Genomic DNA, 13601 nt, shown 5'->3' on the forward strand with positions numbered 1-13601 from the left:
CTAAAGGTACATTTGCGTAAAGCAACGTAAAGTTAGCGCTCCTTTTGCTAGCATTTGTCTATACTGGACAAAACGTTAACTTAGGTTTGATTCAATGAAACTGTTCTCCAAATACTCTCTCCCTCTATTAAGTATATTCATTGTAAGTAACGCAGCGATGGTTAGTAATGCAGCTATCGCGGCACCTTCTATAGTACCAACTCCACCTAGCTTAGGTGCGAAAGGGTATGTGTTAATCGACTTTAATTCTGGTGATGTGCTAGTCGAAAAAAACGCACACACTAAATTAAACCCAGCAAGCTTAACCAAACTGATGACCAGCTATGTAGCCGGACAGGAGATGAAGCGAGGCAACATCTCTGCTGATGATCAAGTAAGAATCAGTGAGAATGCTTGGGCGAAAAAATTCCCAGATTCATCGAAGATGTTCATTGAAGTGAACACCGACGTGGCGATGATGGATCTTTACCGTGGTTTGATCATTCAATCAGGTAACGATGCTAGTGTTGCGATTGCAGAACACGTAGCCGGTTCGCAAGACGCCTTTGTTGATTTGATGAACTCTTGGGCAACGTCTTTAAAACTAGAAAATACCCACTTTGCTAACGCACATGGCCTAGACGCCGAAGACTTATATTCGACCCCTTACGATATCGCATTACTTGGCCGCGCAATTATTCGTGACCTGCCAGATGTATATGGTTTATACAGCGAGCGCTCGTTTAGCTATAACGGCATCACACAGCACAACCGCAATGGCTTGCTACGTGATAGAAGCCTAACCGTTGATGGCATGAAAACCGGTTACACATCTGGCGCAGGCTACAGCTTAGCGAGTTCGGCAACACAGGGTGAAATGAGACTGATCGCAGTGGTTATGGGCGCATCGAGCGTTAAGAGCCGCGAATCAGACAGTAAACAGCTATTAAGTTACGGCTTCCGCTTCTTCGACACACTAAACCCACATCAAGGCGGCGATCAAGTGGCGGAAGAGAAGGTTTGGTTTGGTGAACAAGACACGTTGAAGCTGGGTGTTGCGGAAGATACGTTCATCACTTTGCCTAAGTCAGACAGTAAAAAGCTAACGGCATCGATTGAACTTGATTCTGAGTTAAAGGCGCCGATTGCAGAAGGCCAAACTCTAGGTGTGGTTCACTACACTGTCGATGGTGAAGATGTTCAAACTCAACCATTGATTGCGCTAGAGGCTGTTGAACAAGGTGGTATATTCAAACGTCTGATGGACTACATTAAATTGTTCTTCGCGAGCCTATTCTAAATAGAGTCGTTATTCAGCTAAAACGAGAGAACTTAATAGGCGTTGTGAGCAAATCACAACGCCTATTGTTATTTTTACCCGCCTGAAAACGGTGCCTCTCGCTTTCTTTATTAGCCGTAGCGAGCGGTTTCGATTACTATACGCAAAATTTAGCAGTGTAGTCACTTATGACCATAGAGATAAAGAACGTAACCGAACCCGAAGTAACATGTGCCAATTGTCAGGCATGCTGTTGTCGTTTAGAGGTTATGATCATCACAGATACCGGCGTTCCTGAAGAGCATATTGCGTATGACGAATGGGGCGGCGAGACCATGCTGAGATTAGACGACGGCTGGTGTTCGGCCGTTGATAGAGAAACACTGATGTGTACGATCTACGAAAACCGACCTTGGATCTGTCGTGAGTTCGAAATGGGCTCTTTCGAATGCGTCGAGCAACGTACAGATGTGATGGGTTAAGTACCACCTTAATGTTTGATTGGTCGCTTATAGAGGCTTGATGACTTATTGATTGATCGATTGCTTTCTGGTTGAGCTTTAATTGTTTGTAGAACTTAAACACTCCGCAATAAAATCGATAAATACTCGAATTCTTTGGGGCAAATAATCACTTGCATGGTACACCGCGTACATAGGCAAGTCGTCATTGCTCCAATCTTCTAATAACTGTGTTAATTCTCCAGCCTCTACAAACTCTTTGCCCATCCAATCCGGTAAAGCAACCACACCTAAACCCTGTCTAGCCATCTTAAGTAACATTTCTGGACTGTCTGACGTAAAATTTTGGTTTACTTTCACGCTGGTGCTTTGGCGATCTTTGTCTGTGAAACGCCATTCGTTTGCTGGATTCATCAGAGAATAAGTTAAGCACTTATGTTGGCTAAGATCTTGCGGATGTTTAGGTTTTCCGTGATTTTTTAAGTAATCGAGCGATGCAAAGTACTGAACTTTATTGTTGAAAAGAAAGCGAGCTTTTAACCCTGAATCTTCGAGTTGTGATGCTCGAATGGCGACATCTATATTGTGTTCATTGAGGTTAACAATACGGTCGTCGACACTGAGATTAATGCGGATACCTGGGTGCTGTTCAATGAAAGCTTGAAGCGGCTCACTGAGTAACATCGATGAAAAGGTACTTGGCGCAGATATCTTAAGCTCGCCTTCTACGGATTCTGTCTCACGCTTGAGCCTGCTTTCTATGGCAGACATCTCTTCGAGTAAACGAGAGCAATATTCTAGGTAGTCTTTTCCTACATGAGTGAGCGATATCTTGCGGCTGTTTCGTTGAAACAGAGTCATCCCTAAGTCACTTTCTAACCATGCGATCTTCTTACTAACCGCACCTTGTGTCATGTTTAACTTATTGGCGGTTGCGGTGAAGCTGTTAAGTTGCGCAGTTTCCACAAAGATACGAATACACTCAATCTTATCCATCCTACCCACCTTATGTTTATCTATTCCAGTTTGGAATCTTAGCTATCATTAAACTAGCATTTATCATCTTAATTATGAATGATTAAATAGTCTCATTGACGCATGATTATTAAGAAAGGTGACGAAATGAGTACAGTAATAAGCATATTAATGGTGTTGTTTTTTTTGTTAGCGAGTTCAATTAAGACGCTTGGTTGGCAAAAGAAGGTCTTTGAAATCCAGCTTGGTTTCTTCAAAAGCTATGGCTTGAATCGAATGCTGATGTTTCTGGTTGGGTTAGTCGAGTTTACTGGGGCTGTTCTTTTGATTTTGGCCTTGTGTGGTGTGTCATCAGAACAGACTCAATTGATGGGTGGTGCAATATTGGGTGCGACTTCGATAGGGGCGCTTTATTTCCACTTCCGCTTTGATACTTGGAAAGATGGTATTCCCGCGATGGTCACTTTGTTGTGTTCGAGCCTTTTAGTATTAGATTTTTAGTATTAGATTTCTGGTACTAATGTTTTGGTTTTTCGGACGAAGCTCGAGGGGTGAAAGCTTACTAGCGGGATATTTGAGAAGAGTAGGGCTCGAAAGCCCCACACTAAAGATAGGGATTAAAACTCTGACGGCACTTCAAACTCGATCCACTTGCCTGTGGTCGGGTGAATCAGTTTTAGGTAGCCCGCATGAAGGTGTAGACGTTCACGTTTATAGCCATAAAGGTCATCACCGCGGATTGGGACACCAAGGCCTGACGGGTGAGCACAATGTACGCGTAGTTGATGGGTGCGGCCTGTTTTTGGGTATAAGTGAACCTTGGTTTTGCCATTATTGGTGCTGACCGCTTCCCAATGAGTTTCTGCATTACGTCCATGTTCATGGCAAACTAATTGTCTTGGCCTGTCTGTTATGTCGCCGCGCAAGGGTAAGCTAATATCGCCAGATTTACCGTGGATTTCACCATCAAGCAGAGCGGTGTAACGCTTTTCTACGGTTCTCTCTATGAATTGCTTCTGAATGTGTTTATTGGACTCTGCGGTCAGTGCCAAGATCAACAATCCAGACGTCGACATATCTAACCTATGGATAATCAAAGGGCCTGTTGCATCGGGGTAACGTGCTTTAATACGTGTATAAACCGAGTCTTCGATGAACTTGCCAGGAACCGACAAGAACTCTTCAGGTTTATTCACCACCACGATCTGGTCATCTTCATAAACAATATCAAACGATTTGCCAACCGCAGGGTTCACGATAAGCGGGTTATCTTCTAACTCGATGCCGTTTAGCTGGTGGTCGAGGATCTCGAAGCTTTTGCTTTGGCAAACTGGGTATAAGTTTCCGTGCTGGCGGATGACAGCCGTTGGAGGCAACCCCCACCAAAACTCAGATAAAGCTAATGGCTTAAATCCGTGTTCAAAAGCACAATTAAGGAGCTTAGGCAGACAACAGTCGCCATAGCCTTCAAGTGCGTCTTTGCCATCTAACAATTCAAGCATGCTCTTTGATTCGAGAGCTTGGTTGATAAAGCGATAATGAGACAAACGTTGCGCTTCTAATTCGCCCGAAATCGCTTGGTATTCTTGCTTGCGGCTTTCGAGTTCATTCTCGATGGCATCAACTCGCGACTGGCGTTCTGCGATCTTTTGCTTCCACTCGATACGCAGTGCTTTTAGGTCGCGCTTTTCTTGGCTGCTTTGGTTGCCTAACTGTTTAAGCAGGTCAGCGGCTGAATCAATATTCCCCAACGCTTTCTCTTGATTGGCTTTTTCTCTTAGAACCGTACGTTCTGCCTTGTTGGCCGCCATTGCAAGTTGAAATGTTTCAACTGCTTTGCTCGCATCGTTTTTGAGTTCATTTAGGCTTGATGTTAGTTCATCTAGATTATGAGTTTGTTCGAGGTTCGTAATCTCATCAACCAAAGCAGTTTGCTGGGTTAAGCCTTGCGTGTTTTGGATTTGAAACTGTTGCCCATCAAAAGCAGAAGGCACAAAGTCGATGTCTATTAGCTGAGAGGCTAGTGAAGAATCTAACTGCAAACCAGAAAATGCAGAAAGGTAGCCTAGCTCTTGAGTTGTTGGATTCTGAACAAGAAGTACTGCATAGAGGTTGCCTTGCGAGGTTTCATTCACACCACAGTCAAGCAGTGACTGTTGAAGCTGCTGCATTGCTAACTCATACATTGGGTGCGGAGTATAGTAATACGGAAACGTAAACTGAGTGGGCAGCGATAAGTCTTGGTTCGCTGGTTGGTTTAAAGCGTGCAGTGGTGTGTATTGAGCAAGGTTTGCTGACATGAAGATCAAACTCTATGGCTGTTCAGTTAGAGTTCGGTATTGTTGTCGAAATGAAGACAAATGAGAAGCCAAAGCGAAAGATAAATCGGCTTTGGCTTCATTTAGTTGCTTGTACTTATCCTAAGGACGCACGAGCTTGATTGAAACTCGATCAGTTCGAGTGATCTAGCTCAAGTTGCTCGGCTGTTTGGTAAGCAGGGTGACTCGTTAAAAGATCACCGTATTTAGCAATGTTAGGGTAGAGCGCAGTAGCACCGAAGTTACCTACGATTTCTACGATGAACGACATCATGAAATCAGCACCCGTTAGAGTATCAGCAACAAGGTAAGTTTTACCTTCAAGCGCTTCGTTGACAAAGGTTAGGACCTTTTGGTTTTCATCGTCAGCGTAGCCGCCAAGGAAATTAGTTTCGCAACCGTCTTTCATCACAAAGATTTTAAGCAGCATTGGCAAAATGCCAGAGCTTTCAGCGAAGTGAAGCCACTGTGAATATTCTACATAGTCAGCTGTACCACGCACGGGTGCGAACTTACCTTGACCGTATTTGTCGATTAGGTACTCGGTGATAGCACCAGACTCGCTAATCACAACGCCATCATCTTCAATGACCGGAGATTTACCAAGAGGGTGAACGGACTTCAATTCTGGTGGTGCTAAAAACGTTACACTGTCTCGTTGGTATGGTTTGATTTGGTAATTAACCCCAAGTTCTTCCAGTAGCCAGATGATACGTTTTGAACGCGATTTGTTTAGGTGATGCAAAGTAATCATGATTCTGCCTATTTTATGTTTCAGCTGATTGAGCTATTTTGCTTCGTTAGTTTTGATAACAAGCTTACCGAAGTTTTGACCTTCTAATAGACCCATGAAAGCTTGTGGTGCTTCGTCTAGACCGTCAATCAAGTGCTCACGGTAATGCATCTTGCCTTGAGACAACCATTCTGTCATTTGTACAGCAAACTCGTTGTAACGGTGTGCGTAGTCATCAAAGATAATGAAACCTTGCATCTTAATACGCTTGACCAGAAGAGTGCCCATAAGGCTAGACATACGATCTGGACCTTCAGGAAGTGATGTTGCATTGTACTGAGAGATAAGGCCACACACAGGAATACGAGCACCTGTGTTAAGCAAAGGCATTACTGCGTCGAAGACCTTGCCGCCAACGTTTTCAAAGTAAACGTCGATGCCGTTGTCACACGCTTTAGCCAGCTGTTCTGCGAAATCATCCGCTTTATGGTCGATACATTCATCAAAGCCCAGTACCTCTTTCGCGTACTGACACTTCTCTTGACCGCCTGCAACGCCAATTACGCGACAGCCTTTTAGCTTACCGATTTGACCAACAGTTGCGCCTACTGGGCCCGTTGCTGCTGCTACAACTAACGTGTCGCCTTCTTTCGGTTGACCGATATCCAGCAAGCCCATGTATGCGGTAAAGCCCGGCATACCCATGATGCCAAGTGCGTAAGAAGGATGAGTTGGCTGCTTGCCTAATTTGATAAGGCCTTCGCCGTTAGACACACCAAGATCTTGCCAACCTGTGTAAGCCAGTACCCATTCACCAACTTCAAAATCAGCGTTGTTTGACTCTTCAACCTGACAAACGGTTGCACCTACCATCACTTCATCAATAGCAACTGGATCAGCGTAAGATTTCGCATCGCTCATTCGGCCACGCATGTAAGGGTCAAGAGAGAGATAAACCGAGCGAAGTAGCATCTCGCCATCTTTAATCGTTGGCGCTGTCACGGTTTCTAAGCGGAAGTTATTTTGAGTCGGTGCGCCAACTGGGCGAGAAGCCAATACGATGCGGCGATTGTCTTGTTGAGTCATTGGATGTCCTTAATTTTATATTATGTTTATTTAGAATTAGACCAGTCGTCTAGTCTTGTTGTCTAAAAATCCCGCCGTCATCAAATTGATAAAGGGCGGGTGATTTCTTTTAAGCTAAAGCAAGTTAAAGCAAGTTAAAGCAATTTGAAGCCAGTAAAAGCGAATAAGGCGCAGTGCGCGTTAGTGGCTTTCACCCTTTAAAATTTGTTCGGTAAGAGATAGCGCTGATTCTAAGCTATGTGAACTTTGGCTTAGCTTGCTCAACAAACTCGCGCCCAACCACATTGAATATAGATTCTGAGCGGCTTGTTGGCTGTCTTTAACCTTGATGGAGCCATCTTCAATACCACCAGCAACGCAGTGTTGTATTGTAGAGGTCACTTTTTCAGCCCCTTTAAGTAAGGCTTGGCGCATAGGATCAGAAAGATCAGAGACTTCAGCGCTGAGCTTAACGACTAAGCATTTATGAGCGTTACACGTGCCGTTTTCAATCTGTGACCATCGAGTGAAATAACTGATAATTCTTTGGTAATGGTTGCCCTCACCATGAACTAAAAGGCTTTCAACGCGGTTGATGTAATTCTCAAAATAGTGCTGGATCAGAGCCTCGCCAAATTGCTCTTTCGATTTAAAGTAGTGGTAAAACGACCCTTTTGGAACGTCCGCTTCTTTAAGCAATTGCGATAAGCCAACGCCCGTAAAGCCGGTGTTCACTATTAATTGGTAGCCAACATCTAAAACATGTAGGCGTGTGTCATTCGTTTTTTCGTTCATGGGCAGTACTATAATTTAAATTAGACCAGTCGTCTAGTGATTGGTTTTTGGCTTGTTTGATCTTGGGTTTTGGCTTATTTGATCTTGGTTTGTGAATCATTTAACGACCAGTTGCTTAGAAACATCAAAAATCAAACAACACCAAAACAAACAGTTACGCATAAAAAAGCCCCGACATGGTAAGCATGTCGGGGCTTAAATCAAGGTTCTCGTTTGCTCTATAGCGATGAGATTATTTGATAGAGATTAACTCAACATCAAAAATCAGTGTCGCTGATGGTGGGATAGGGCCTGAACCGCCTTTAGCGTAAGCTAATGTGCTTGGGATAAATAGACGAACTTTTTGACCTTCAACCATGTAAGTTAAACCTTCCTGCCAGCCTTTGATTACTTGCTTAAGAGCAAATGAAATCGGCTCGCCACGTTCAACAGAGCTATCGAATACTGTGCCATCAAGCAGAGTACCGTGGTAGTGAACCGTTACTTTGCTGTTCTTTGTTGGGTGTTCTGTACCAGTACCTTCTTCAAGAACTAGGTATTGAAGACCACTTTCAGTCGTTACAACACCTTCTTTAGTGCCGTTCTCGATAAGGAACTGTTGGCCTTGCTCGAAGTTTTCGTCACCAGATTTATGATTCATCCAAGTACGGTAGATCATGAAACCAGCCAAGATGAAGACAATGACCGGGATGATAAATTTAGACATAGTAAAACCTATTTATTGTTGATTCTTTATAGAGAAAAGCCGTTACGGCTGAGTCAAAAGGTAGTTGATTGTTTTCGCGATACCTTGAACATCTTGGTGGCCTGCAGTTAGGACTTGGTACTTACCATTGATGATAAAAGTCGGTACTGAGTTGATTTGACCTTTCACAGAGATCTCTTCTGCTTTCTTGATAAAGTCAAAAAGCGCCACTTGCTGTTCTTTGTTCAGTTGGTATGGGCTAACCAGACCGCGAGAAGTAAACGCTGTTTCTAAAGCTTGTTGACGTTGCTCAGGTGTCACATCTGCACCCATTTGAACCGCACCGAATAGATCATCCATGAATGCGTGGTCAGGTGTAGCGTCAAGTTGCATTACCGCTGTGTAGTAGATCATCGCGCTGATTTGAGCGCTTTCGTTGAAGGTCACATGAACTTTGCCAATCTTTTGGTCAGTCAGTGATTCAATCTCTGGAATTGCACTTTCCATTTGACGGCAGTGACCACAATTAAGAGAGAAGATTTCAGTGATCGGAGATAAGTTAAATTCAGTCAGAGCCGCTGGAAGTGCTTCATATTGAACACCTTGTTGTGGCTCATCAGTTTCACTACAGCCCGCGATAATAAGCACGGCAGCGATTGCTATAATGAATTTAGTAAATGGTTTAAACATAATGTTTGCTCTAGCGTTGAGAAGTCGTGAGATTCTAACTATTTAGTAAGAATTGGAAAACAATTATAAGGTAAATAAATGCAAACAGTTCGAACTAGCGGGTGATGACAGGCTAGTTGACGGTTAACTGTGATCAAAAGCACTTTTTTTGGATGTGTTTTTTTCGTCTAAAGTTTTTGCCTAAAGTTTTTCTCTTGGTGCCGATATAGACATTAGTGAATGGTTTATCTGCATGAGTGGTTGGTGAAGTAATGAGATATTTAGCAATAATGTTAAGCATAGCTTTGGCTGGGTGTGAAGCCTCGTCACCAACTGATTTACTTGTCGGTGACATGCTAGAGACAGCGCCACAAACCGATTACGATCTTATGCACCCAGAATGGGGCGTGGTTCAGGCGACACATTTAGCAAGTAATCGTGGCTATTCAATGCAGAGCAATACTCGTCAGCAAACAACCATTACTACCAACTACGGTCGTGGCGTCTCAACCAATGATCCGCTAGAAGTTTTCCTCAGACAAAACCGTATCGATTTTGAAGTTCTGCCGGGTAACCATGTGATGGTAAAGCTTGAGCAACATGTGAATTTTAAAACAGGCTCTGCCTTCCCGGAACCGGCTTACAATCAATGGTTAGATACTTTGGGCAGCTATCTTTCTCAGCGCCAAGATATCGATGTTGTGATTGAAGGTCACACTGACAATACAGGTTCTGATCAAATCAATGATCCTCTATCAGAGCAGCGTGCAAAAGAAGTGAAAGCTCGATTAGAGAGTAACTATGTTTCTAGCCGCTCTATTTATACTCGTGGCTTCGGTGAGTATGTTCCTGCGTGCACCAATGCGTCTCTGCAAGGTAAAGCATGTAATCGCCGTGTTGAACTCATGCTGATTGTGGCTAAATAGCATGTGTAACAAGCTATAAAAGCACAAGGCTACTAGCCGACACTGAAGATACAAATAACAGATATAAAAAATCCCTCACATAAGAGGGATTTTTTGTATCTGACTTTCGTTGAGCGTTGTCAGCTTATGCGAATTGCTTTTCTAGGTAAGTGACGATGTCTGAAGACTCGTACATCCATTCAGTTTTGCCGTCTTTTTCAATACGTAGGCAAGGCACTTTCACACGACCGCCGCCAGCTTCAAGCTCTGCACGGTGTTGTTCGTTGTTTTTTGCATCACGAAGTTCAAACTGAACCGATTGACGTTTCATCGCGCGGCGCACTTTTACACAAAATGGGCACGCTTCGAATTGGTATAACGTGTGCGTTTTTGCTTGCTCATTTACTTGGCTTTGTTCTTCTTGAGAACGTTTCACACCACGAGGGCTGAAAACAAAATTCAATAGCAAAATGACGCGACCTAAGAACCAACGGATAAACTTCATAACTCTCTCTACATATTTAAAATTAGCGTTACAATTTGCAGCATTATATACACAAGTTTTGTCAGATGCTCGCAACAAACCGCTAATATCTATTTTGTCCGTTCGATCGTGTGAGACTTAGCCACATTTAACCCTAAACGTTTTGATAGTCGGGTCAGGTTTGCGCGGTCTGTTTTCAGAATTCGCCCAGCTTGTGCCCAGTTAAAATTCGCATCTTCTAATATTTCTGTGATTATCGTACGCTGGAAATCGTCCGTTGCGCCACGTAAACCTGCAGTCAGGTCAATAGTAGGTGTTGATAACGGCGTGGTTTTCACTTGTGTCGTTGCGATAGGCTGATCTTGGTCGAGAGGACCGCAATCTTCCTTAGTAATGGTCACAAGATTTTTGTTGGTGCTACGAGCCAGTGCTTTGAGTGCTGAACGGCTGATTACGTGTTCAAGCTCACGTACGTTACCTGGCCAGCCATAACGGTTCAGGAATACAAGCACATCAGAACGGAACTTAACTTGGTTGATACCAAGCTTACGGCGAGCCTGTTCAAGGAAGAAACCCGCTAGCAAGCTGATGTCGTCACCACGATCTTTAAGCGCAGGTACCGCGATAGGGTAAACACTGAGTCGGTGATACAAGTCGGCTCTGAATCGGCCATCTTCGACTTCTTGTTTTAAGTCTCTGTTGGTTGCAGCCAATACGCGAACATCGATGGTTTGAATGTTGTCTTGACCTACCGGTTGGATTTCGTTGTTTTGCAGTGCACGTAGCAGCTTGCTTTGTGCCGCTAAAGGCAGTTCACCGATTTCATCTAGGAACAGGGTGCCGCCGTCTGCTAAAGCAAATTTACCAAGGCGATTTTTGTCTGCGCCAGTAAATGCACCACGAACGTGACCGAAGAGTTCACTTTCTACTAAGTTTTCAGGAATCGCTGCACAGTTAACATACACAAGCGGGTTACGCTTACGTTGTGATTGATGATGCAGAGTACGAGCCACTAACTCTTTACCTACACCAGTATCACCATGAATCAGGATATTGAATTCTGAAGGCGCGACAATCGCAATGTCATTCTTAAGCGCAACCATGGTATCGCTTTTACCGATCAGTTCGCCGCCATCGCGTTCCCACGCCTCAACGTTTAACTCTTCTAACAGTTGCTTTGATTGTTTTGCTTGATGTTCTAATTGCGAGAACGTCAGTGCCATCTGCATGGTTGAAGCTGCAATGGCTGCCAGTACTTCGAGATTACGGGCAGGGATATTCGCAAAGACATCAGGCTTTAGGCTGTCTAACGTCAGGATCCCGAGTAGCTTCTCACCGAATAACAGTGGAAGGCCCATACAAGCGTGCATTGGTAGATCGCCGTCGTGGTCAATAAGCAAACCATCGAAAGGATCGGGTAGGGAACTGTCTGAATCAAAACGAACAGGAGAACGAGACGCGCAGATCTCTTCAAAGCGAGGGTGCTCTGAAATGATAAAGCGACGACCGAATGTATCTCGACTGAGCCCTTGCATTGCGATGGGTACTAGCGTGTCGCCTTGAAGGCTTAAAAGCGCGACACAATCACACGTGATGGTTTTGCGAATAGCATCGATTAAGCGATTGAAACGATCTTGATCGTTCACACCGCTAGCGAGACCGATGGTCATTTCCATAAGAGTGGATGCTGAGATATCTTGCATAAAGGGCTCATACTGTTTGTATTTTTATACATGGTAGAGTCTTTATGACACAAAAAAAAGGTCTTTTTGACTAAAGTTTGAAGTGAATTTTCGAAAGGATGCCAGACACAGCAAGCTTTCGCATGTTGGCATCGTTTGTGCAATGTGTCCATTACGTGTTGTCTATATGGCTGAATATCTGACCTATTGTTGATTTGAATCAATTAATGCGAATTTATCAGTCCACGTGATTCTCATAACAAAATGTAGCCATAGAGCTCATTGAGAAAGAATTGGTATAAAGTCACCTTTAAATAAAACTAGTCAAATTGACATCAACGGTCAAAAGACTAAGTGTTCGGAGTAAATCAATGCTAAACAATCTACATATCAACATCATCAAATCGACGATTCCTCTTTTAGAAAGCGCAGGCCCTGCTTTAACTCAACACTTCTATCAACGTATGTTTAAACATAACCCTGAGTTGAAAGATATCTTCAATATGACTCACCAAAGAACAGGTCGCCAAGGTGTGGCACTGTTTGAAGCTATCGCGGCTTATGCAAAAAACATCGAAAACTTAGCGGCGCTAACCTCGGCGGTTGAGCGTATCGCACAGAAACACACAAGCTTTAACATTCAGCCAGAGCATTACCAAATTGTTGGTCTTCACCTGATTGAAACGCTACGTGAATTAGCTACCGACGCGTTTACGCCAGAAGTAGAAGAAGCTTGGACAGCGGCTTACTTGTTCTTAGCGCAAGTGTTCATCGACCGTGAAGCAGAGCTTTACCTACAGCGTAAGCAAGCTGTTGGTGGCTGGGAAGCGGCACGTACGTTTGTTATCGCAAACAAGATCGAAGAGTCAGCACTGGTTACTAGCTTCATCCTAGAGCCAAAAGATGGCGGTGAAGTTCTAGATTACACTCCAGGTCAATACATCGGTATTGAAGTGAAGCCTGAAGGCGCGCAGTACAGCGAAATTCGTCAGTATTCACTGTCAGACAAGCCGAACGGAAAATACTACCGTATCTCTGTGAAGCGTGAAGGCCAAGGTCAAGAAACGCAAGGTGTTGTTTCTAACCACATGCACGATACCGTTGCTATCGGCGATGAAGTTAGCCTATACGCACCAGCGGGTGACTTTATGTATCAAGAGCGCAGCAAGCCAGTAACGCTTATCTCTGCGGGTGTTGGTGTAACGCCAATGCAGTCTATGCTTGAGTTCTTGAACAACGAACAGAAAAACGAACCGGTACTTTACCTTCACGCTTGTGAAAACATAGGCCAACACTCTTTCACGACTCGTGTAAAAGACATTGTTGCCGACAAAGGTTGGTCAGCGAAAACGTGGTACATGAACAAAGACGAGTCTGCATGTGAGAACACACATGAAGGTCAAATGGATCTCGCGTCAATCTCAGATACTAACGGCTTTGAAGAGAGCGACTTCTACATCTGTGGCCCTGTTGGCTTTATGAAGAACATCGTAGAGCAGTTAGACGCACTTAAAGTGGATCGCTCACGCGTACATTACGAAGTATTTGGCCCTCACGCTGACTTCTAAGAT

Annotated in this window: 14 protein-coding genes; 5 read left to right on the plus strand and 9 right to left on the minus strand. The window is 44.0% G+C overall.

Annotation, left to right across the window (positions count from 1 at the left end; translation table 11 throughout):
• Window positions 1–94 precede the first annotated feature (94 nt).
• Together QUF19_RS23700 and QUF19_RS23705 are read left to right on the plus strand one after the other, a co-directional pair.
• The gene (locus QUF19_RS23700) at window positions 95–1279 is read left to right on the plus strand and encodes a D-alanyl-D-alanine carboxypeptidase family protein (RefSeq protein WP_017108079.1); all 1185 of its coding nucleotides are present in this window, start codon (window positions 95–97) and stop codon (window positions 1277–1279) included.
• Between the two features lie 167 nt (window positions 1280–1446).
• Complete coding sequence (locus tag QUF19_RS23705) at window positions 1447–1740, plus strand: YkgJ family cysteine cluster protein (protein ID WP_017085602.1); 294 nt, start codon at window positions 1447–1449, stop codon at window positions 1738–1740.
• A 78-nt stretch (window positions 1741–1818) separates the two neighbouring features.
• On the opposite strand, the gene QUF19_RS23710 is transcribed toward QUF19_RS23705, so the two are convergent.
• Window positions 1819–2715, minus strand: a complete 897-nt coding sequence (locus tag QUF19_RS23710) for a LysR family transcriptional regulator (RefSeq protein ID WP_286300296.1) — start codon at window positions 2713–2715, stop codon at window positions 1819–1821.
• Window positions 2716–2817: 102 nt separating this feature from the next.
• Between QUF19_RS23710 and QUF19_RS23715 the strand changes: the two genes are divergently transcribed.
• Complete coding sequence (locus tag QUF19_RS23715; RefSeq protein ID WP_286300298.1) at window positions 2818–3195, plus strand: DoxX family protein; 378 nt, start codon at window positions 2818–2820, stop codon at window positions 3193–3195.
• 116 nt (window positions 3196–3311) lie between these two features.
• On the opposite strand, the gene QUF19_RS23720 is transcribed toward QUF19_RS23715, so the two are convergent.
• The 6 genes from QUF19_RS23720 to QUF19_RS23745 all read right to left on the minus strand — a co-directional run bounded on the left by QUF19_RS23720 (window position 3312) and on the right by QUF19_RS23745 (window position 8980).
• On the minus strand, window positions 3312–4994 hold the full coding sequence (locus tag QUF19_RS23720; RefSeq protein ID WP_286300301.1) for an RluA family pseudouridine synthase: 1683 nt from the start codon (window positions 4992–4994) through the stop codon (window positions 3312–3314).
• Between the two features lie 151 nt (window positions 4995–5145).
• Window positions 5146–5766: a glutathione S-transferase family protein gene (locus QUF19_RS23725; protein WP_286300303.1), complete on the minus strand. Its 621-nt coding sequence runs from the start codon at window positions 5764–5766 to the stop codon at window positions 5146–5148.
• A 33-nt stretch (window positions 5767–5799) separates the two neighbouring features.
• On the minus strand, window positions 5800–6831 hold the full coding sequence (curA, locus tag QUF19_RS23730) for an NADPH-dependent curcumin/dihydrocurcumin reductase (RefSeq protein WP_286300305.1): 1032 nt from the start codon (window positions 6829–6831) through the stop codon (window positions 5800–5802).
• Window positions 6832–7011: 180 nt separating this feature from the next.
• Window positions 7012–7605 carry a TetR/AcrR family transcriptional regulator gene (locus QUF19_RS23735; protein ID WP_286300307.1) on the minus strand — a complete coding sequence of 198 codons (594 nt, stop codon included), beginning with the start codon at window positions 7603–7605 and terminating at the stop codon, window positions 7012–7014.
• 232 nt (window positions 7606–7837) lie between these two features.
• Window positions 7838–8311, minus strand: a complete 474-nt coding sequence (gene bamJ, locus QUF19_RS23740; protein ID WP_286300309.1) for a BamJ family beta-barrel-assembly machinery protein — start codon at window positions 8309–8311, stop codon at window positions 7838–7840.
• Between the two features lie 42 nt (window positions 8312–8353).
• Window positions 8354–8980 carry a thioredoxin domain-containing protein gene (locus QUF19_RS23745; RefSeq protein ID WP_286300311.1) on the minus strand — a complete coding sequence of 209 codons (627 nt, stop codon included), beginning with the start codon at window positions 8978–8980 and terminating at the stop codon, window positions 8354–8356.
• Window positions 8981–9249: 269 nt separating this feature from the next.
• On the opposite strand from QUF19_RS23745, the gene QUF19_RS23750 reads away from it, so the two are divergent.
• Window positions 9250–9885, plus strand: coding sequence for an OmpA family protein (locus QUF19_RS23750; protein WP_286300313.1), 636 nt, complete (start codon window positions 9250–9252; stop codon window positions 9883–9885).
• Between the two features lie 124 nt (window positions 9886–10009).
• Here the strand turns inward: QUF19_RS23750 and QUF19_RS23755 are convergent, their stop codons facing one another.
• Entirely contained in the window at window positions 10010–10369 is a 360-nt protein-coding gene (locus QUF19_RS23755) for a glutaredoxin family protein (protein ID WP_029223355.1), read from the minus strand.
• Between the two features lie 89 nt (window positions 10370–10458).
• A complete protein-coding gene (gene norR / locus QUF19_RS23760) occupies window positions 10459–12051 on the minus strand; it encodes a nitric oxide reductase transcriptional regulator NorR (RefSeq protein ID WP_286300314.1) in 1593 nt (530 codons plus the stop codon).
• Window positions 12052–12401: 350 nt separating this feature from the next.
• Between norR and hmpA the strand changes: the two genes are divergently transcribed.
• Complete coding sequence (gene hmpA / locus QUF19_RS23765; protein WP_286300316.1) at window positions 12402–13598, plus strand: NO-inducible flavohemoprotein; 1197 nt, start codon at window positions 12402–12404, stop codon at window positions 13596–13598.
• The last annotated feature ends 3 nt before the right edge of the window (window positions 13599–13601 follow it).

Origin of the sequence: Vibrio sp. FE10 (genome assembly GCF_030297155.1) — a bacterium.
Lineage (GTDB): Bacteria > Pseudomonadota > Gammaproteobacteria > Enterobacterales > Vibrionaceae > Vibrio > Vibrio apostichopi.